17 protein-coding genes and 1 tRNA gene are annotated in these 19,058 nt (G+C 58.3%); 9 read left to right on the top strand and 9 right to left on the bottom strand.

Annotated features, from left to right (window positions below):
• Window positions 1-21 precede the first annotated feature (21 nt).
• The gene (locus ABFT80_RS17030) at window positions 22-663 is read left to right on the top strand and encodes a ChrR family anti-sigma-E factor (RefSeq protein ID WP_347973116.1); all 642 of its coding nucleotides are present in this window, start codon (window positions 22-24) and stop codon (window positions 661-663) included.
• A 93-nt stretch (window positions 664-756) separates the two neighbouring features.
• Window positions 757-1,572 carry an SDR family NAD(P)-dependent oxidoreductase gene (locus tag ABFT80_RS17035; protein ID WP_347973117.1) on the top strand — a complete coding sequence of 272 codons (816 nt, stop codon included), beginning with the start codon at window positions 757-759 and terminating at the stop codon, window positions 1,570-1,572.
• Here the strand turns inward: ABFT80_RS17035 and ABFT80_RS17040 are convergent.
• From ABFT80_RS17040 to ilvA, 4 genes are all read right to left on the bottom strand, one after another.
• Entirely contained in the window at window positions 1,569-2,759 is a 1,191-nt protein-coding gene (locus ABFT80_RS17040) for an MFS transporter (RefSeq protein ID WP_347973118.1), read from the bottom strand. The two genes, ABFT80_RS17035 and ABFT80_RS17040, sit on opposite strands and share 4 nt — an antisense overlap.
• 112 nt (window positions 2,760-2,871) lie before the next feature.
• Window positions 2,872-4,257: a DEAD/DEAH box helicase gene (locus tag ABFT80_RS17045; RefSeq protein ID WP_347973119.1), complete on the bottom strand. Its 1,386-nt coding sequence runs from the start codon at window positions 4,255-4,257 to the stop codon at window positions 2,872-2,874.
• A 298-nt stretch (window positions 4,258-4,555) separates the two neighbouring features.
• The gene (locus ABFT80_RS17050; protein WP_347973120.1) at window positions 4,556-5,089 is read right to left on the bottom strand and encodes a DUF1697 domain-containing protein; all 534 of its coding nucleotides are present in this window, start codon (window positions 5,087-5,089) and stop codon (window positions 4,556-4,558) included.
• A gap of 10 nt (window positions 5,090-5,099) precedes the next feature.
• Window positions 5,100-6,356, bottom strand: a complete 1,257-nt coding sequence (gene ilvA / locus ABFT80_RS17055) for a threonine ammonia-lyase IlvA (protein WP_347973121.1) — start codon at window positions 6,354-6,356, stop codon at window positions 5,100-5,102.
• Window positions 6,357-6,507: 151 nt separating this feature from the next.
• Here ilvA and ABFT80_RS17060 point away from each other — a divergent pair, with 151 nt between their 5' ends.
• Window positions 6,508-7,965, top strand: a complete 1,458-nt coding sequence (locus ABFT80_RS17060) for a TrkH family potassium uptake protein (protein WP_347973122.1) — start codon at window positions 6,508-6,510, stop codon at window positions 7,963-7,965.
• Between the two features lie 85 nt (window positions 7,966-8,050).
• Window positions 8,051-9,223, top strand: coding sequence for an alpha/beta hydrolase (locus ABFT80_RS17065; protein ID WP_347973123.1), 1,173 nt, complete (start codon window positions 8,051-8,053; stop codon window positions 9,221-9,223).
• 14 nt (window positions 9,224-9,237) lie between these two features.
• Here the strand turns inward: ABFT80_RS17065 and ade are convergent, their stop codons facing one another.
• Window positions 9,238-11,052 (bottom strand): adenine deaminase, encoded by a 1,815-nt coding sequence (gene ade / locus ABFT80_RS17070; protein WP_347973124.1) that lies wholly within the window; start codon window positions 11,050-11,052, stop codon window positions 9,238-9,240.
• A gap of 249 nt (window positions 11,053-11,301) precedes the next feature.
• On the opposite strand from ade, the gene ABFT80_RS17075 reads away from it, so the two are divergent.
• From ABFT80_RS17075 to ABFT80_RS17095, 5 genes are all read left to right on the top strand, one after another.
• Window positions 11,302-12,279, top strand: a complete 978-nt coding sequence (locus tag ABFT80_RS17075; protein ID WP_347973125.1) for a tripartite tricarboxylate transporter substrate binding protein BugD — start codon at window positions 11,302-11,304, stop codon at window positions 12,277-12,279.
• Between the two features lie 287 nt (window positions 12,280-12,566).
• Window positions 12,567-13,028, top strand: a complete 462-nt coding sequence (locus ABFT80_RS17080; RefSeq protein WP_347973126.1) for a tripartite tricarboxylate transporter TctB family protein — start codon at window positions 12,567-12,569, stop codon at window positions 13,026-13,028.
• Between the two features lie 3 nt (window positions 13,029-13,031).
• The gene (locus ABFT80_RS17085) at window positions 13,032-14,537 is read left to right on the top strand and encodes a tripartite tricarboxylate transporter permease (RefSeq protein ID WP_347973127.1); all 1,506 of its coding nucleotides are present in this window, start codon (window positions 13,032-13,034) and stop codon (window positions 14,535-14,537) included.
• 143 nt (window positions 14,538-14,680) lie between these two features.
• Window positions 14,681-14,766 (top strand) — tRNA-Leu (locus tag ABFT80_RS17090).
• Between the two features lie 66 nt (window positions 14,767-14,832).
• Window positions 14,833-15,933: an NADH:flavin oxidoreductase/NADH oxidase gene (locus ABFT80_RS17095; RefSeq protein ID WP_347973128.1), complete on the top strand. Its 1,101-nt coding sequence runs from the start codon at window positions 14,833-14,835 to the stop codon at window positions 15,931-15,933.
• Between the two features lie 12 nt (window positions 15,934-15,945).
• Here the strand turns inward: ABFT80_RS17095 and ABFT80_RS17100 are convergent, their stop codons facing one another.
• From ABFT80_RS17100 to wrbA, 4 genes are all read right to left on the bottom strand, one after another.
• A complete protein-coding gene (locus tag ABFT80_RS17100; protein WP_347973129.1) occupies window positions 15,946-16,944 on the bottom strand; it encodes an alpha/beta fold hydrolase in 999 nt (332 codons plus the stop codon).
• Window positions 16,945-17,013: 69 nt separating this feature from the next.
• Window positions 17,014-17,337, bottom strand: coding sequence for a DMT family transporter (locus ABFT80_RS17105; RefSeq protein WP_347973130.1), 324 nt, complete (start codon window positions 17,335-17,337; stop codon window positions 17,014-17,016).
• Window positions 17,338-17,425: 88 nt separating this feature from the next.
• The gene (locus ABFT80_RS17110; protein WP_347973131.1) at window positions 17,426-18,172 is read right to left on the bottom strand and encodes a F0F1 ATP synthase subunit A; all 747 of its coding nucleotides are present in this window, start codon (window positions 18,170-18,172) and stop codon (window positions 17,426-17,428) included.
• Between the two features lie 213 nt (window positions 18,173-18,385).
• Complete coding sequence (gene wrbA, locus ABFT80_RS17115) at window positions 18,386-18,985, bottom strand: NAD(P)H:quinone oxidoreductase type IV (RefSeq protein WP_347973132.1); 600 nt, start codon at window positions 18,983-18,985, stop codon at window positions 18,386-18,388.
• Window positions 18,986-19,058: the final 73 nt, after the last annotated feature.

A 19,058-nucleotide genomic window follows, 5' to 3' on the forward strand; every position in this document is an offset into this window, starting at 1 on the left:
CATATGTTCGAATCTGGATTTATGACAAACGAAATGAACGGCAGGATCGAAGCGCTTATGGCGCGCTATGTCGCCGGAACGCTGCCGGAGCCGGCGCGCATACTCGTCGATACGCATCTTGCGCTGAAGGATACGAATCGCGATCTGGTTCAAGGCCTCGAAGCGATGGCCGGTGACGATCTCGAGAAAACCGAAATTGCGGCTATGACCAGGCGCGACGAGCGTCTGGAACGTATTTTCGTGAGTTCCGCGCCTAAAATCGCGCCTCGCGCCGAATCCACCGGCATTTTTCCGGCGCCTCTCAAGGACTTCATCGGTTTCGACGCGGATCAGGTGCCGTGGCGCACCAAGCTTCCGGGTTTCCGCGAATTCGACATCGGCGAGTTCGACGGTTGCCATGCCAGCCTTTTCTGGATCAGGCCCGGTAGAAAAATTCCGGCGCATCACCATGAAGGCATGGAACTGACGCTGGTTCTCCACGGTGCATTCAGCGACGTATTCGGTCGCTATGGCCGCGGCGAGATTGCCGTTGCCGACGAAACGGTAGATCACCGTCCGATTGCCGAAAACGAGACGCCGTGCATCGGCTTTGCCATCACGGAAGGTTCCCTGCGTCTGAGTGGCCCGGTCCATCAGCGTCTGGGAGATATTCTAGGGCTTTAGCAAACCGACCGAATTACGCACCGGAACCGACGAAAGTCGTTTGCGGTAGAAACTGCGCGCTACGCAAGTACCAGGATAGGGAACGATAGAGGCATGGCGATTTATCGCGCGAACCCGAAGGACGGCGTGGCCTGGGTCACAGGTGCGAGCACCGGCATCGGCCGTTCGCTGGCGCTCGATCTTGCGGCAGAGGGCTACACCGTTGCCGTGACCGCGCGCGACGAAGAGCGTCTGGTGTCTTTGGAAAGCGAAGCTAAGGGACCGGGCCGTATCATCTCATTCCCATGCGATGTAACCGATGGCGTTGCGATGCTCGCAACTGTTGTCGCGATCGAAGAACAGCTTGGTGCAATTGCGCTGGCGGTCTTCAACGCCGGTACGTATTTTCCGACCCGCGGAGAACGGCTCGACGCGCTGAACATCATAAATTCATTCGACATCAATCTGTTCGGCGTCCTCCACGGACTGGTGCCGGTCGTGGAGCGCATGCGCCTGCGCGGCCAGGGCCATGTCGTTTTCGTAGGCTCGGCCTCGTCCTATTTCGGCTGGCCGTCCGCTGCCGCCTACGGCTCCACGAAAGCGGCCCTCAACAATTTCGCCGAGTCGCTGAAGCATGATTTCGATAAGATGAATATCCGCATCCAGCTCGTGAATCCGGGTTTCGTCGATACGCCGCTAACCGAAAAGACCGGTTTCTCCATGCCTGCACTCGTGCCGGTTGCCGATGCTTCGAAGCGCATGGCAAAGGGCTTTCGCAGCGGCGGTTTCGAAATCTCGTTTCCACGCCGCCTGAACTGGCCGCTCAAACTTCTTCGGGCGCTGCCTTTCAGCTTCCGCTTCTGGCTGATCCACAAGATCACGGGCTGGAAGGACCGGCCCATGGCCAAGGCGCGCAAGCCACGGTCTTAGGTTTGCTCCGGCTTCGCATCACGAGCGGCGAGATAAACCGCAAGCGCGAAACCCAGCGTAACCAGATAGAACAGGAAAAGCGCCGTGTAAGCGGTTGCCGGGTTATCGGGCGTGGTTGACGCGGTGACGACACCACCGGTCATGAACTGCATGACGCCAACGCCGCCTATCGAGAAAAAGTTCATCAACGTCACGCCGCGTCCGGTCAGATGGCGAGGCACGAAAGCGCGCGCATGGGCCATCAGCAAGGCATAGCTGCCGCCGGCAACGCCGATCACGACCAGTGCAACGGTCGTTTCGAAAATGCCAGGAACCGGCACGAATGCCAGATAGGCCAGCACGAGCAGGCTTGCCGTATTGCCGACCACGGCAACCCATTTGCGGGTTTTGAAGATCACGTCCATGGGCCCGTATAGAAACGACCCGGCGACCATTGCGAGCGCCATGAAGAACGTGACCTGCCCGATCAGGATGACGTCGGCGCCATAGACATCCGAGAGATATGGCCCGGCCCAAAGGCCTCGTATTCCAGTCGCGGGCGCATAGTTCAGCGCGGTAAGCGGAATGATCGGCCAAAGCACGCGCAGCCGCATCAATTCCGCATAGCCGGAAAATCCACTGCCCGTATTTTCGTGATCGCGCGGCGGATCGCGCACCAGCGCATAGACTGCAAGCGCCGTCGTCACCGTAAAGCCAGCAAGAATTACCAGCACGAAGCGCCATCCGAAGGCTTCCGCGGCATTTGCCAGCGGCGAAGCGCCGATGACGTTTCCGGCAGTACCGAAGGCGATCGTCCACGATGCCAGAACGGCAAACCTTGCCGGCGGATAATTATGCGCGAAAATAACCAATATGGACATCAGGACCGGCGCGCAGCCCAGCCCGATCAAAGCCATGGCGCAGATGACCATCCACGGCTCGACGGCCATCGAGAATAGCAATGCGCCGCCCCCGCCGCAGACGCCGAGCAGGATCGACGCCGTACGTTTCGGCCCCCATCGGTCGAGCGACACGCCGATTGCGAACTGGGCAAGTGCAAAAGCAGCGAACCATGCACCGGAAGCAACGGAAAGCTCCGCTTTCGTCATTCCGATCTCGATTGTCAGTATCGGGGTAAGCACGGCCATGAAAGACCGGTAGAATTGCGAAAGCACGTAGCCAATCGCCAGCGCCGCTATACCGGCCATGAACTTCCCCCCGGAAAAAATAAGGGCGGCTATGACACCGCATAGCCGCCCCTATCTTAAAGTCGGTATTCACGCAATTAGCCCAAAGCCTTGGGCCAAGCTTTAGCCCGGTTTAAGCCGCGCGCGCCGCAGGCTTGCGAGCGCCGAAACGCTTCTTGCCGCGGAAAGGCTTCTTGGCGTCGCCGCCCTCGCCACCCGGCTTGCCGCCGAAAGACTTGTTTCCGAACCGGTTGCCGCCCGGCTTGGCGCCGCGTGGCTTCTGGCTCGAGCGATTTTCCTCGCGGTCATTCGCAGGCGTGAAGACACGATCCTGCTTGTCGCGCGGCGAAGGCTTCGGGTCAGGCTCGCCGGTATGATCTGCCCCAACCGGCAGCTTCATACGAATAATGCGCTCGACCTGACGCAGCTTCGATGCTTCGGCCGGATCGCAAAGCGTGATCGCAATGCCGTCCGCGCCGTTACGGCCCGTACGGCCGATACGGTGAACATAGCTTTCCGCCTCATCCGGCAGGTCGAAATTCACGACATGGCTGATGCCGGGAACATCGATGCCGCGTGCAGCGATATCGGTCGCGACCAGAATGCGCATCGAGCCATCACGAAAACCGTTGAGGGCCTTCTGACGTGCATTCTGCGACTTGTTGCCGTGAATGACGGCAACCTTGAAACCGTCGCGTTCGAGATCGCGCGTCACGCGGTCTGCACCATGCTTGGTGCGCGAGAACACGATCACCGAGCTCATCGCCGGATCAGCCAGCATTGCCGACAGGATCTGACGCTTCTGCTTGGTGCGGGCCAGAACGACACTCTGCTTGATTTCGGCAGCGGTCGTGCTCTGCGGCGAAACTTCGACGCGCAGCGGGTTCTTCAAAAGACCCTTTGCAAGATCGGCGATTTCATCCGGCATGGTTGCCGAAAAAAGAGCCGTCTGGCGGTCATGAGCGGTCGCCTTGGCGATTCGCTTCACATCGTTGATGAAGCCCATGTCGAGCATACGGTCGGCCTCGTCCAGCACCAGCCATTTGGTGTCGGCAAGAACGACTGCGCCTTCGCGGATCAGATCCATCAGGCGGCCCGGCGTTGCGATGAGAACATCGACGCCCGGTGCGATTTTCTTGATTTGCTGGAAGCGCGAAACGCCGCCCAGCACGAGCGCCGTCGAAACATGCGCGCCTTTGGAGAACAGACGAATGGCCTCCTCGATCTGCACGGCAAGCTCACGCGTCGGAGCAAGGATCAGCGCACGCGCCGTCTTGGGGCGACGCTTCGTGCCGAGTGCGATGATCTTGGAAAGGATAGGCAGGGCAAAAGCTGCCGTCTTGCCGGAACCCGTCTGTGCGATACCCAAAAGGTCGCGGCCTTCCATCTGTGCTGGAATGGACTGCTCCTGAATGGGCTTGGGCGCAACGAGGCCCGCATTTTCTGTGGCTTTCAGCAGTGCGCCGCTGATGCCGAGTTCGGCGAAACCCTTTTGCTTCGCCTCAATATCATTATTCAATTTCTTCATCTTTCATGCGGACATCGCCGCAAAAACTCGCGACGGGGCGCAACCCGTCCGATAAATTCTTTCATGAAACGACAAGGCGGCGGGCTTACATTGCCCGCTCGGCTGCGCTGTCGTGCTCACGATCTTTGCCGTGAGCGTTCCACAATCTCCGCTCATTCGGGGATGGTGGAACCAGACGCAACCAGTCCCCTCACGGGAAAGCCGGAAAAACCCGGCCCAAGCGCCTGCTGCGCATATGGGACAATTCGCGGCAAAACGCAAACAGAATTATTGTGCAGCGCAAAACGGCTTAACTGGCTTCGTGCGCCATGGATTGCAGCTTCAGCACCGAATTCCAGTTCCGGGCGGTGATCGCAACGCCAAGTATCCTGTCGATTTTCGGCCCCAGCTTCGAGTCCGAAAAACCCTTCGGCGTATGAAAATAGAGCGCGTGCGCGTCGATATGGAGATTTTCCGTTTCAGTGACCTTCCCCTTCAAAGCCGCGATGGCAGCCTGTTCAGGTTCGGTCTTGAGAACGAAAAGATGAAGCTTTGTCGGCTCCTTGGTCTCTTCGCGGAAAGGGTTTTTCTCGACCATCCGGTCGAAATCCTTGCTGCTGATGACGAAGATTTCCTTGGTGAAGTCGAAATGCTTTGCCGTGAGAACCGCGATTTTGCGCTCGACCTCTTCAGCCTTTTTGTCGGAGGTCAAAACAGCGTTTCCGCTGTTGATGTAAGTGCGGACATTGCCGAATCCGGCCTCGGTCAGCACCTCGCGCAAAGGTTTGGTCGGCAATTGAGTCGCGCCACCGACACCGCGAAACAGGATTATGAATGACGTCATTTCACGAACCCTAGATGATCAGCCCCGCGAGTGTCTCATTGTCCGTGATATCCTGATAGGCCCATCCGGCTTCATGGAAGCGCTTGCTCAGGATGGCAAAATTCTTCGCATCCTTGGTTTCGATACCGATCAGCACCGAACCAAAATTGCGGGCTGATTTTTTCAGATATTCGAAGCGCGTGATGTCGTCTTCGGGTCCAAGCAGATCGAGGAAATTGCGCAAGGCGCCCGGTCGCTGCGGGAAGCGGAAGACGAAGTATTTCTTCAGTCCTTCGAAGCGAAGCGCGCGTTCCTTGACGTCCGGAAGCCGTTCGAAATCGAAATTTCCGCCCGAAACGACGACAACGATCGTCTTTCCCTTGATTTCTTTGCGCGGAAAATCCTTCAGCGCATCGATGGCCAGCGCACCGGCAGGTTCCAGCACGATGCCCTCGACATTGAGGATTTCGATCATCGTCGCGCAAAGGCGGTTCTCCGGGATAAGCCGCACGTCGTCGCCCGAAAAGCGCTGAAGCTGTTTCAACGGCTCGCGTCCGATCTCCGCAACGGATGCGCCATCGACGAAATTGTCCACCGCTTCGAGCTTGATGCGTTTTCCGGTTGTCAGGCTTTGATGAAGGCTCGGCGCGCCGGAAGGTTCGCAAAACACGAAACGAGGATTGAGGCCTGCCTCGGTCATGAAGCGGCTGACACCCGCCGCAAGTCCACCGCCGCCGACAGGCAGGATCACCATATCCGGCTGCTTGCCCGCTGGCATCTGCGCGACGATTTCATCTGCAACGGTCGCCTGCCCTTCGATGATGTCCTTATGATCGAAAGGCGGCACCATATGCGCGCCCGCTTCCGCCGTGAAAGCGATGGCTGCACGATAACAATCGTCGAAAAAGTCGCCCACCAGCCGGATTTCGACAAATTCACCGCCGAAAAGCCGGGTTTTTTCGATCTTCTGCTGCGGCGTCGTCACCGGCATGAACACCACGCCCTTCTTGCCGAAATGGCGGCAGACAAAGGCGAAGCCCTGCGCATGATTGCCTGCGGAAGCGCAGACGAAAAGCTCGGCCTTGTTTCCAGCCGACAGCGCTTTTCGGAAGAAATTGAAGGCGCCGCGTATCTTATAAGAGCGAACCGGGGTCAGATCTTCACGTTTCAGCAGAATGCGCGCGCCGGTCTTGCGGGAGAGATAGGCGTTTTCCTGAAGCGGCGTTTCGGGAAAAAGTTCGCGCATGGCGCCCGTTGCGTTGGCAACGCTATCGGCAAAGCTTGTCATTACAAAATCCCGGCTGGCTGAAGTCGCAATTCCTGTTGTTCAACCCGCGCAGCCTATTGCATATTCGTCCGCACGAAGCCACTGTCCGGCCTTGTCGGCCCGGTAACGCAGACGGGAAAATGTTGGAAGTCGCATTGTCCAGAGTCCGCTGGTGAACAGGGTAGCCATTCGAGCCGCGACACATGTGGCCGCGATTTTCGCAATCTATCTCGCCATATCGATGCTCATTCCGGCAGCGGTCGATCTTTATTACGGCAATGACGACTGGAAGGTCTTCGCCTTCTCTGCCGTGTTCATGGGCGGGTTGGCGCTGGCCGTGGCACTGGCCACGCAAGGCCGACCTCCGCCGGTCAACACCCGCTTCGGCTTCCTGCTGGTCAATCTCCTGTGGCTGACGATGGCCATTGCAGGCACCGTGCCATTCCTCGCCTCTTCTCTGGAGATGAGCCTGACGGACGCGATTTTCGAATCCGTTTCCGGCATCACCACCACCGGCTCGACCGTCATCTCCAGTCTGGACAGCGCGCCACCCGGCCTTTTGATGTGGCGTTCGCTTCTGAGCTTCATGGGCGGCCTGGGCGTCATCGCGCTCGGCCTGTTCCTTTTGCCGTTTCTCAATATCGGCGGCGTGTCCTACTTCAAGATCGAATCGTCCGACATTGAAGACAGGCCCTTCGAGCGCTTCCAGACCTTTACATTGAGCCTGATCGGCATCTACACGGCGCTCGTCTTTGCCTGCGCGATTGCCTATTCGGCTGCCGGCATGGAGGGTTTCCACGCCGTCAACCACGCAATGTCAACGGTTGCGACCGGCGGTTTTTCGACCCATGACACATCCTTCATCCGCTATGCGAACAATTCGGCTATCCTCTGGATCGGCTCCATCTTCATGTTCATCGGTGCACTGCCGTTCTCGATCATGATCCTCTTCGCCGTTCGCGGACGCTTCGATGCGATCCGCGATCCGCAGATACGCGTTTTCGCTGGCTATTCGATTGCTTTGGCGATCGCGGTCGCAATCTATTTGCGCGTGACGGACGGCGTGCCGTTCTTCGAAGCACTCACGCAATCCACCTTCAATCTTCTGTCGATCATCACCACCGCCGGTTTCGCCAGCCAGGATTACACGCTTTGGGGGCCGTTCGCGGTTCTCTGCATATTCCTCGCGACCTTCCTCGGCGGCTGTTCGGGCTCCACGACCGGCGGCATCAAGGCGTACCGTATTCTCATCGTCTTCGAACTGATCGCCAACGGCTTGCGCCGCCTGATCTATCCGAACACGGTTTTGCCCGTTCGCTACGGCGACCGCACCGTACCCGACGACATGCAGCGCGCAGTCGTCCTGTTCATCGCGTGCTTTCTTGTTTTGTGGATCATCACCAGTGTTCTGCTCGGCTTGACCGGCCTCGACTTCATAACCGCCGTCACCGGCGCGCTGACCTCGTTGACCAATGTCGGACCGGGCCTCGGACCGGTCATCGGCCCTCTTGGAAACTTTTCGTCCCTGCCCGACGCAGCAAAATGGATATGCTCGGCGGCAATGCTTCTTGGCCGGTTGGAAATCCTTGCGGTGCTAGTGATCTTCACGCCACACTTCTGGGGACGCTGACCGTGTTGGGCATCCATGGCTGGACCAGCGCCCGATCAGCAGCTAGAGAACGGTCAAGGGACATCGTGACCTGCAAGGCGTCTTGATGACAAATCGGCTGTTTTCGACCGGACTGCGCGTTCTGGCGCTGGCACTTTTTCTGGCTGGTTGCGCCGGACAGCAGACGCATGAGCTGATTGCAAACCCGATCCTCGAAGCTCCAGCGTCCGCTATCGCAGGCAGGCACGATATTTTCGTCGCGACCACCCGCGCCAAGGCCGATGACTACCGTCTGGTCTTTTCCGGCCAGCGGTCGCCCGACATCAGCTTCGCCAAGGTCGATATGACTGTTCCCGGCATCCACAGGCCCGGCTCGATCGAACTCCGCAAGCGCAACCAGCCCGCAGATCCCGCCAAGTATTTCCTTGCAAACGAAGTCTCCGCCTATAAGGGCGCCACGCCGTTCACCAAGGATTTGAAAGCCGACATCGCCAAGCGCGGCGGCCGTGCTCTTGTGTTCGTTCATGGCTACCGCACGCAGTTCGACAGCGCGGTATATCGCCTGACACAGATCGCCCATGACAGCGGCTATGCCGGAACGCCGATCCTGTTTTCCTGGGCTTCGGGGGGGCGCACGGTCGACTATGTCTACGACACGAACAGCGCGAGCGCCGCGCGCGACGCACTTGAGGAAACATTGCGTCTGGTGGCGGCGTCGGGTGCAACACGCATCGACATCATCGCGCATTCCATGGGCAACTGGGTCACGATGGAAGCCTTGCGCCAGCTCGCGATTACCAACGACAAGGATTTGAACGGCAAGCTGGGTGATGTCGTGCTTGCGTCACCGGACATCGACGTGGATGTGTTCAAGAGCCAGATGCATCGCTACGGCATACCGAATAAGCCGTTTTACCTGTTTCTCTCAAGCGACGACCGCGCGCTTGAACTTTCGAGCATCATCGCCGGCAACCGCCCTCGCCTTGGCGGCTACAAGGATGCAGCCGAAATCGCCAAGCTTGGCGTGACTGTCGTCGATCTGAGCAATGTCGAGGCCGGTGACTCGCTGAACCACACGAAATTCGCCGATAATCCCGTCCTCATCCGCATGCTCGGCGAACGCCTGGCCGAAGACGATTCGTTCGGCGTAAACGACCGCCAGGTAACCGACCGCATCGGCCAACTGGGAACCGGCATCGGCCAGACCATCACATCGGCGGCCGAGATCGTCATAACGACACCGATCGAAGTGCTGCGCATAGCGGTCGGCGGGCCGTAACCCGCCCGGTTGCTCTATACGAAAAGATCGACCTTCTCGAACTTCGTCACATCGATCAGGCCGACATCCGAGATGCGCAGTTCCGGGATGACGACAAGCGCCAGCAGCGAGTGCTGCATGTAGGCATTGTTGAGATCGCAGCCCATTTCGCGCATCGCATCGGTCAGCCTGTCGGCCTTTTCCGCAACCGTCTCAGCACGCTCATCCGACATCAGGCCTGCAATCGGCATCTCGACAAGCGCAAGCTCCTTGCCATCGGAAATCAGCACCACGCCGCCGCCGACCTCGCCCAGCCTGTTTGCGGCCAGCGCCATGTCTGCCTTGTTCGTGCCGACGACGATCATGTGATGGCTGTCATGCGCAACGGTCGAGGCCATGGCGCAATTCTTCAGATAGCCGAAGCCTGAAACGAAAGCGTTGGTCACGCCGCCCGTGCCGCGATGGCGCTCGACAAGCGCGATCTGGCAGACGTCGTTTTCGCGGTCCATCGAAACCAGTTCGTTTTCGACCGGCAGAGACGCTTCCAATGCCTTGGTCGGCGCCTGATTTTCAATGACCCCGATCACCCGAACCTTGACCTCATTGGCCCCCTTGGGTGCGGGAATGTCGAAGTCCTTCGCCGTCAGGTTTTTGCCGAGCTTTACGGTGTTCTTTGCGCTGGCTGGATAATCATATGCCGGAATGTCCAGTTCGAGCTTACCGCCCTTCGCCAGCCTGTTGCCGCGCGCATAAACCTCGTCGATCTTCATTTCGGCCAGATCCGAAACTATCAGGAAATCCGCCAGACGCCCCGGCGCGATGGACCCGATTTCCCGCTCCAGCCGGAAATGCTGTGCCGTGTTGATCGTCGCCATCTGGATGGCCGTAATGGGCTTCAGCCCCTGCGCGATGGCATGGCGCACCACCCGGTCCATATGCCCGTCGCGCACCAGCGTTCCGGAATGGCTGTCATCGGTACACAGAATGAAGTTGCGCGGATCGATGCCCTGCTCCGTCACAGCCTTGATCTGCGAGGCCACATCGTACCAGGCGGAACCCAGCCGAAGCATCGCCTTCATGCCCTGCCGGACGCGTGCAATCGCATCCTCGGCGCGCGTGCCTTCATGGTCATCTTCCGGTCCGCCCGCCACATAACCATGAAACGGCAGGCCGAGATCGGGCGATGCATAGTGTCCGCCAACCGTCTTTCCGGCCTTCACCGTTTCCGCGATGCCGCCAACCATCACCGGATCGTTTGCCGCTACACCGGGAAAATTCATGACCTCGCCCAGACCGATGATATTCGGCCATGTCATGGCCTCCGCAACATCGGCAGCGGTCAGTTGCGCGCCGGCATTTTCCAGCCCCGGCGCGGAAGGCACGCAGGACGGCATCTGCACATGCACATTGATCGGCATGGCCAGCGCCTCGTCATGCATCAGCCGAACGCCTTCGAGACCAAGCACATTGGCAATCTCGTGCGGGTCGATGAACATGGATGTCGTGCCGTGCGGAATGACGGCGCGCGCAAATTCCGTTACCGTCACCATGCCGCTTTCGACATGCATATGCGCATCGCAAAGTCCGGGCACGAGATAGCGCCCGCCGGCATCCACGACCTTTGTTCCTTCGCCGATGGCATGGCTGGCATCCGGCCCGCAATAGGCGAACCGCCCTGCAACGATTGCGATGTCGGTCGCCGGTATGACCTCGCCCGAATGGACGTTCACCCAGCGCCCGTTGCGAACCACAAGATCGGCCGGTTTGCGCCCGGTCGCCACATCCACCAGCCGGGTGACGGAGTCCGTCCAGGATGCAGGCTTGTTGAAACCGTTTTCGCTTACCGGCATGTCATCGCTCCAATACAAATTTTTATACAGCCTTGCCCAATTTCTCAGGCCTTTCAAAACGTCTCATTCGCAGTTTTGTCGTCTGCGCAATCATTCCATTGTCGTATTGCGCTTGACACCGAAAGTCATGTCCATTTGCATGATCGCCTGCCCTCGCGCTTTGTTTCGGCAAAGCTTGAGGAACGAGGAGGAACCGGCCGGACAGGCCGATCTACATAAGTCGGGCAAATCTGCCCATGGGAGGACTTCATGAAGAAATTTGTCGCAGCTCTGGCTGCCGCAACGATTGCTGCGTCCATTTCTTTTGCAGCGAACGCACAGACCTATCCTGAACGTAACATCACAGTTGTCGTGCCGTTTGCGGCAGGCGGTCCGACCGACACGGTCACGCGCCTTGTCGCCGAAGCAATGTCGAAGGATCTCGGGCAGCAGGTCATCGTCGAAAATGTCGGCGGCGCCGGTGGAACGCTCGGTGCAGGCCGCGTCGCGCAGTCCGACCCGGACGGTTACACGCTTCTGCTGCATCACATCGGCATGGCGACCAGCGCCACGCTCTACCGCAAGCTCGCCTATGACACGCTGAACGATTTCGAATATGTCGGTCTCGTTACCGACGTTCCGATGACCATCGTCGCCCGCAAAGACCTTGAACCGACCGATCTTAAGGGCCTCGTCGAATACGCCAAGGCCAACAAGGACACGGTAACGGTCGCCAATGCCGGTATCGGCGCGGCATCGCACCTTTGCGGCATGCTGTTCATGAGCGCCATCGAAACACCGCTAGTCACCGTCCCTTATAAGGGCACAGGTCCGGCAATGACCGACCTTCTGGGCGGGCAGGTCGACATCATGTGCGACCAGACCACCAACACAACCAAGCAGATTCAGGGCGGCACGATCAAGGCCTACGCCGTAACCTCTGCCGAGCGGCTGGACGTCCTGCCGGACGTACCGACTGCCGTCGAAGGCGGACTGGCGGACTTCCAGGTCGGCATCTGGCACGGCATCTACGCCCCCAAAGGCACCCCTGCCGAAGTGACCGAACGCCTTTCAAAGTCGCTTCAGGTGGCCCTGAAGGATGAGAACGTCATCGCTCGCTTCGCCGAACTCGGCACTGTGCCCTCGTCCGAGGCAGATGCAACGCCTGCCGCGCTCAAGGCAAAGCTTGAAAGCGAGATCGCACGCTGGAAGCCCGTGATCGAGGCCGCAGGCCAATACGCCGACTGATAATTCGAGACGCATCGGAGCAATCCGGTGCGTCCTTCGAGGCTCGCTTTGCTCGCACCTCAGGATGAGGAAAGTTGCGGTCAAAAGTCAGATGAAGTGCGTTCGAACTCAGTCTTTTCGACTCTACAACGCCTTCGTCCTTGCCCACCTCCCTCATCCTGAGGTGCGAGCAAAGCGAGCCTCGAAGGACGCACTAACAGGCACGAACCTTCCTCATCCTGAGCTTGTCGAAGGACGCACAACATGGCCGCTAGTCACAACTTGACCGCTAAACAGGTAGATACGGCATGAAATCCTACTCCATCGACCCCTCAAACGGGCTTTGCGGAGCCATTTTCGTCGGGGCTGGCCTGTTTTTCCTGATGCAATCGCTCGATCTGGAAATCGGCACGGCGTTCCGCATGGGACCGGGCTATTTCCCACTCGTCCTCGCCTGCATCATGATCATCCTCGGCATCGTCATCTTCGTGCAGGCATTGCGCGTCGAGGGGGAGCCGATCGGCCATATTGCCTGGCGCGGAATGGCATTCATCCTGTTCGCGCCGATCTTCTTCGGTCTGACCGTGCGCGGCCTTGGCTTCGTTCCGGCAATTTTCTTCACCGGCCTGATCGCGGCCTTCGCCAGCAGCCGCATGAAGCCCGGAGTAGCCCTCTTGCTCGTCGCCGGCCTGACAATTTTCTCCGTAGTCGTCTTCAGCTATGCGCTAGGGCTGCCCTTCCAGCGCTTCGGCCCTTGGGTGAGGTTTTAGGCGATGGAACTCTTTGACAATCTGGCGCTCGGTTTCTCGACCGCCTCCACGCTATGGAATCTGTTTTTCTGTCTCATCGGCGTTCTGCTGGGAACGTTGATCGGCGTTCTGCCGGGCATTGGCGCGACAGCGACCATCGCCATGCTTTTGCCGATCACCTTCCAGCTTGAGCCTGTATCCTCGCTCATCATGCTGGCCGGCATCTATTACGGCGCGCAATATGGCGGCTCGACCACGGCAATTCTGATCAACATGCCGGGCGAATCCTCATCCGCCGTAACGGCCATCGACGGCTACCAGATGGCCCGAAAAGGTCGTGCGGGCGTAGCACTTGCCACCGCCGCGATCGGTTCGTTCTTCGCCGGAACCGTTTCGACCTTCCTGGTTGCCATTTTCGCACCGCCGCTGACGCTGATTGCGCTGAAATTCGGTGCCGCCGAGTATTTCTCGCTGATGGTCGTGGGCTTGGTGTCCTCGGTCGCACTTGCGCACGGCTCGGTCATCAAGGCGCTGGCGATGCTCGTGCTTGGCCTGCTTCTGGGCCTCGTCGGCACCGATATTTACACGGGCACACCCCGCTTCACGCTTGGAATCCGGGAATATGCCGACGGGCTGAATTTCGTCGCGGTCGCTGTCGGCATTTTCGGCGTGGCTGAAATCCTGCGCAATCTCGAAAACGAGAGCGGACGCTCGGTCCTGATGTCGAAAGTCAGCGGTCTCATGCCGACCAAGGACGATTTCAAGCAAATGGCAGGGCCGATCCTGCGCGGCACGGCACTTGGTTCCGTGCTTGGCATTCTGCCCGGTGGCGGCGCGATCCTTGCCTCATTCGCCTCCTACACGGTTGAAAAACGCGTTTCCAAACACCCGGAAGAATTCGGTAAAGGTGCCATTGCAGGCGTCGCAGGACCGGAATCGGCAAACAATGCAGGCGCACAGACCTCTTTCATTCCGCTTCTGACGCTCGGAATTCCGGCAAATCCGGTCATGGCGCTGATGATCGGCGCAATGATCATTCAGGGCATCGTGCCCGGACCCAACGTCGCGGTCGAACAACCCGCTCTTTTCTGGGGCATCATCGCCTCGATGTGGATCGGCAATCTGATGCTGATCGTGCTCAACCTGCCGCTGATCGGGCTTTGGGTGAAGCTGCTGACGATCCCGTATTACATGTTGTTCCCGATCATCATGGCGTTCTGCGCAATCGGCGTCTACAGCGTCAATTCCAATGTCTACGACCTCTATGCCGTCGCCTTCTTCGGCTTTATCGGCTACGTGCTGACCAAGCTTCGCTGCGAGCCCGCGCCTTTGCTCCTCGGCTTCGTTCTTGGTCCGCTTCTTGAAGAAAACCTCCGCCGCGCCATGATCCTGTCGCGCGGCGATCCGATGACTTTCATCAGCCGGCCCATAAGTGCGACCCTGCTTTTCATCGCGCTTGCTGTGCTGATCGTCGTTTTCCTGCCAAGCGTCAGAAAGAAGCGCGACGAGGTGTTCGTCGAGGAAGATTGATCGCGAACTATTGACCAAACATGCCGCACAGTTGAAAAGCGACCGCGTGATCGCAAAAAATTGCAGACTTTTTGGATGCGATCATGCGACAAAACAAAGGGTTAGAGCCGTCATATGATTCCGTCAGGAAGCTCTGATCGCTCGCGGACGTGGCGAAATCGGTATACGCAACAGACTTAAAATCTGTCGACCTCTGGTCTTGCGGGTTCAAGTCCCGCCGTCCGCACCATATGTGTCATTCGCAGGCCATCCGGGCCGCACCTCAGCACACACCTTTGCAAAAGGCCGAGATTTCATGACCGATCTGTTTTCTCCCATTAAATTAGGCAATCTCGAACTCCCGAACCGCATAGCAGTCGCCCCGATGTGCCAATACTCGGCCGATGATGGCTCGGCGACGGAGTGGCATTTGCAGCATTGGATGAACCTCGCCATGTCCGGAGCGGGCATGATCACCGTCGAAATGACCGATGTCGAACGGCGCGGACGCATCTCGCACGGCTGCCTCGGCCTCTATTCCGACGCCAATGAAGACGCTGCGAAACGTACGCTGGACGCGGCCAAGCGCGTCGCCATTCCGGGAACGAAATTCGGCGTTCAGCTTGCCCATGCCGGGCGCAAGGCCTCGAACCAGCGCCCATGGGAAGGCGGCGGACCGCTGACTGCCGATCAGGACCCCTGGCCAATCGTTTCGGCGTCGGCTGTCGCTTATGACGATGGCTGGCAGACGCCGCATGCGCTTTCGGAAGAAGAAATCGAGGCGATGGTCGAGCGTTTCGCCGAAGCCGCAAAACGTGCCGCGCGTGTCGGTTACGATTTCATCGAACTTCATTCCGCGCATGGCTATCTTCTGCACCAATTCATCTCGCCGCTTTCGAACAAGCGTACGGATCGGTTTGGCGGATCGTTGGAAAACCGCATGCGCTTTCCTGTTGCCGTCGCAAAAGCAGTGGCAAAGGCAGCACCTGATCTGATGATCGGCGCACGCATTTCCGTTACGGATTGGGTCGAAGGCGGGCTGACGGTCGAGGAAGGTGTAGAGGTCGCACGCGCCTACAAGGAAGCCGGGCTTTCCTACATCTGCTGCTCGAGCGGAGGCAATTCCCCGCTTCAGAAAATCCCGACCGGCCCCGGCTATCAGGTTCACCTTGCCGAAAAGGTCAGTCGCGAGGCTGGCATTCCGACGCGAGCGGTGGGCATGATCGATGATCCGCATCAGGCGAACGAGATCGTGACATCTGGCAAATCCGAGATGGTTGCAGTTGCCCGCGCCTTGCTGGCCGATCCGCGCTGGCCGTGGCGCGCAGCGGCAACGCTCGGCCATAAATTCGATGCGCCGCCGCAACTCGCGCGCTCCGCGAGCGTCATGAAAAAATGGGCTACGGAAACAGCTTAAAAAGCGAAATCTCTACGAGTTTTCCGGTAGTTTTTCGCTGATTTTGCCGAAAACACGATCTGCAAAGCGCCGAATAAACGCAATTACACGCGTTTTTTCGGCGTATTGCGGCATGTGACCAACGCCTTCGAGCAATTCGAACTCGGCATTCGGGATCGTCTCGGCCAGCATTTTGCCATGTACTCTATGGTCCAGAACGCGGTCGCTTCCGCCGAACATGATGCCGACAGGCATATCGATTTCGCCATAACGCGCTTCGATCCGGCCAAGATCATGCTCTACCGCCACCACATCGCTTGCGGTTCCGAAAATATGGCTCGGCCTCAACCCCGCATATCCGCCACCCTTGATGGCATAATCTTTCGGGATCGCTTGGGGTCCGAACACGAAATTCAGCGTCTTTTCCGCATTCTTCAGCGAAGCCGGAACGGCAACCGTATGCGAGACGAGCCAGCGTTTCGCACCGTTCTTGATGTAGAGCGGCTTGAACTCCGGCGGAACTTCTTCAAACATATGCGAGAGCGGCGAAAGCAGGACCACGCCCGAAATTGCTTCGGGATGTTCGACGGCCAGTGCCAGTGCGATTGCGCCGCCCAGCGAATGACCGACGACGAGCGGCTTTTCGATGCCTGTTTCCTCACAAAAGCGCCGGATGAACCGTGCCTGCTCGGAAAGGCCGCCGGTCGAACCGCGCGCCCGGATCGAATAGCCGGAACCTGGCCGATCCAGCGCAATCAGCCTGTAGCCTGCGCCGAAACTCTCGAAAAGCGGATAGCGGAAATGGTGAAGCTGCGCGCCAAGCCCGTGCAGGAAGAGGATCGGCGGTCCCTCACCTTCGTCGACATAGTGGATACGATTGCCATCGACCGTGACGAACTTGCCCGACGCCGGCACGAGCCGCTCGGCTTCCGACGCGATGCGGCGCGTGGCGAACAGGAAATATCCGCCGATCAAAATCACGACGAGAACGATTGCGGTGAAAAGCGAACTGAAAACGGCGGCAAAACTCATCGGGTCAATTTAGAGCATCGGACCGAAAAGTGAAATTCGGTTTTCGGTCCGATGCTTATTCAAATCGCTTTATGCGATCGGGCTCGAAAGTTTCATCAGCACGATGCCGCTCACAATCAGAGCCGCCGCAGCGATACGCATCGGGGTTGCGGCCTCTCCAAGCACCAGAACGCCCAGGGTAAACGCTCCGACTGCACCAATGCCTGTCCAGATCGTGTAGGCGGTTCCCAGCGGCAGCGACCTCATGGAGATCGACAGCAATGCGAAGCTCGCAATCATCGTGACAATGGTGATGACGCTGGGAACAAGCAAGGTGAAGCCCGAAGACTTCTTCATGTAGAAAGCCCAAACGATTTCAAGCAAACCAGCGAGTACGAGATAAATCCAGGCCATGGAATGGCCCTCCTTTCAAAGCCGAGCCGTCTCGGACGTTTCAACATGAATAATGAGAGGCCGTCCCCTCGTTTGGTGAAATGTAAAGTCAGTGCCCCGGATGCAACGCATCGTTGAGGTACATGCAAGTCAGCATCGTAAAAATGTAAGCTTGGATCACGCACATCAGCAGTTCAAGCGCGGTCAGCGCGATCGTCATCAATAGAGGAAAGATCGCCCCAAGGATGCCGAATGTGCCAAGACCACCAAGAGATACGACGAAGCCCGCAAAGACCTTCAACGTGATGTGCCCGGCCAGCATCACCGCGAACAGACGGACAGAGTGGCTTACCGGGCGGGAAATATAAGACACCACTTCGATCGGCACGATAATGGGCGAAAGAAGCGGCGGCACGCCTGCGGGCATGAAGAGCCGGAAGAATTTGAGCCCGTTTCTCCACGCGCCGTAGAGCGTGACCGTGAGAAACACCAGCATGGCAAGCGCGAAAGTCACGATGATATGGCTCGTCACCGTGAAGGCATAGGGAAACATGCCGATCATATTCGCGACGAGCACGAACATGAAAAGGGAGAAGACGAGCGGGAAAAACCGCATTCCTTCTTCTCCGGCATTGTCCCGAAGCGTCTTGGCGATGAACTCATAGAGCAGTTCTGCAGACGACTGGAGACGCCCCGGCACAAGGCCGCGGCCCGACGTTGCGAAAAACAGGAAACCTGCCGCCAAAACGACCGTCGCGAACATGTAGAGGGAAGAATTGGTAATGCTCAGATCGATACTGCCGATTTCAATCGGCACGATCCTGCTGATCTCGAATTGTTCGATTGGCCCGGCCATCGCCCGGCCCTCCTGTGAGTGGGCCGGGCCGTCCCGGAATAGTAATCAGCGGCGCGGGTCGTCCCGCACGGAGCTTCAATTAGCTATGAAATCCTGGCGGGTCAATACAGATCATATCTCGAGAGCTGCCGCCCGATCCGTGCCCGCTTGCCAAAAAAAGCGGACCGTTTTGCAACGATCCGCTTCGATTAAAAAATACACTGGTTATGAAAATTAGCCGTGCAGCTTTACTGCAAGCTCTGCAACGCGCTTGCCCTGGAATTTTGCGCCTTCCAGTTCCTGTGCCGACGGCTGACGTGAGCCGTCGCTGTCGGATGTGGTGGTCATGCCGTAAGGCGCGCCGCCACGGACAACGTCATTGCCCATCTGGCCCTGATAGGCATAGGACAGCGGAACGATGATCATGCCGTGATGCTGAAGCTGCCACTGCGTGGAGATCAGCGCGAGTTCCTGGCCACCATGCTGGGTAGCCGTCGATACCATGACCGAACCAAGCTTGTTGACGAGCGCACCCTTTGCCCAGAGCGGGCCGGTCTGGTCGAAGAAATTCTTCATCTGCGAAGCCATCATGCCATAGCGGGTTGAAGTGGCAACGATGATGGCATCGTAATTTTCGAGTTCAAGCGGATCGGCAATCGGCGCGTCCTGGTCGAGCTTGTAATGAGCGGCCTTGGCGACTTCCTGGGGAACGAGTTCGGGGACGCGCTTGATGGAAACTTCCGCACCGCCTTCGCGAGCGCCTTCGGCCGCGGATTTCGCCATCTGCTCGGTGTGACCCCAGCTCGAATAATAAAGCACAAGAACTTTCGCCATTTGCCGTTCCTTTTGAAATTATTTGGTTCGTAACAACCATCTAGGGCTGTTATCGTTCATTGGAAACAATGCA

Source organism: Foliimonas ilicis (assembly GCF_039939195.1).
Classification (GTDB): domain Bacteria; phylum Pseudomonadota; class Alphaproteobacteria; order Rhizobiales; family Rhizobiaceae; genus Foliimonas; species Foliimonas ilicis.

Coding starts and splice junctions, on each gene's coding strand:
- ABFT80_RS17050 (WP_347973120.1), bottom strand. CDS start 5,089: ATGACGTCATTCATAATCCTGTTTCGCGGTGTCGGTGGCGCGACTCAA.
- ABFT80_RS17110 (WP_347973131.1), bottom strand. CDS start 18,172: ATGGCCGGGCCAATCGAACAATTCGAGATCAGCAGGATCGTGCCGATT.
- wrbA (WP_347973132.1), bottom strand. CDS start 18,985: ATGGCGAAAGTTCTTGTGCTTTATTATTCGAGCTGGGGTCACACCGAG.
- ade (WP_347973124.1), bottom strand. CDS start 11,052: ATGCCGGTAAGCGAAAACGGTTTCAACAAGCCTGCATCCTGGACGGAC.
- ilvA (WP_347973121.1), bottom strand. CDS start 6,356: ATGACAAGCTTTGCCGATAGCGTTGCCAACGCAACGGGCGCCATGCGC.
- ABFT80_RS17065 (WP_347973123.1), top strand. CDS start 8,051: ATGACAAATCGGCTGTTTTCGACCGGACTGCGCGTTCTGGCGCTGGCA.
- ABFT80_RS17100 (WP_347973129.1), bottom strand. CDS start 16,944: ATGAGTTTTGCCGCCGTTTTCAGTTCGCTTTTCACCGCAATCGTTCTC.
- ABFT80_RS17085 (WP_347973127.1), top strand. CDS start 13,032: ATGGAACTCTTTGACAATCTGGCGCTCGGTTTCTCGACCGCCTCCACG.
- ABFT80_RS17075 (WP_347973125.1), top strand. CDS start 11,302: ATGAAGAAATTTGTCGCAGCTCTGGCTGCCGCAACGATTGCTGCGTCC.
- ABFT80_RS17040 (WP_347973118.1), bottom strand. CDS start 2,759: ATGGCCGGTATAGCGGCGCTGGCGATTGGCTACGTGCTTTCGCAATTC.
- ABFT80_RS17105 (WP_347973130.1), bottom strand. CDS start 17,337: ATGGCCTGGATTTATCTCGTACTCGCTGGTTTGCTTGAAATCGTTTGG.
- ABFT80_RS17035 (WP_347973117.1), top strand. CDS start 757: ATGGCGATTTATCGCGCGAACCCGAAGGACGGCGTGGCCTGGGTCACA.
- ABFT80_RS17095 (WP_347973128.1), top strand. CDS start 14,833: ATGACCGATCTGTTTTCTCCCATTAAATTAGGCAATCTCGAACTCCCG.
- ABFT80_RS17030 (WP_347973116.1), top strand. CDS start 22: ATGACAAACGAAATGAACGGCAGGATCGAAGCGCTTATGGCGCGCTAT.
- ABFT80_RS17080 (WP_347973126.1), top strand. CDS start 12,567: ATGAAATCCTACTCCATCGACCCCTCAAACGGGCTTTGCGGAGCCATT.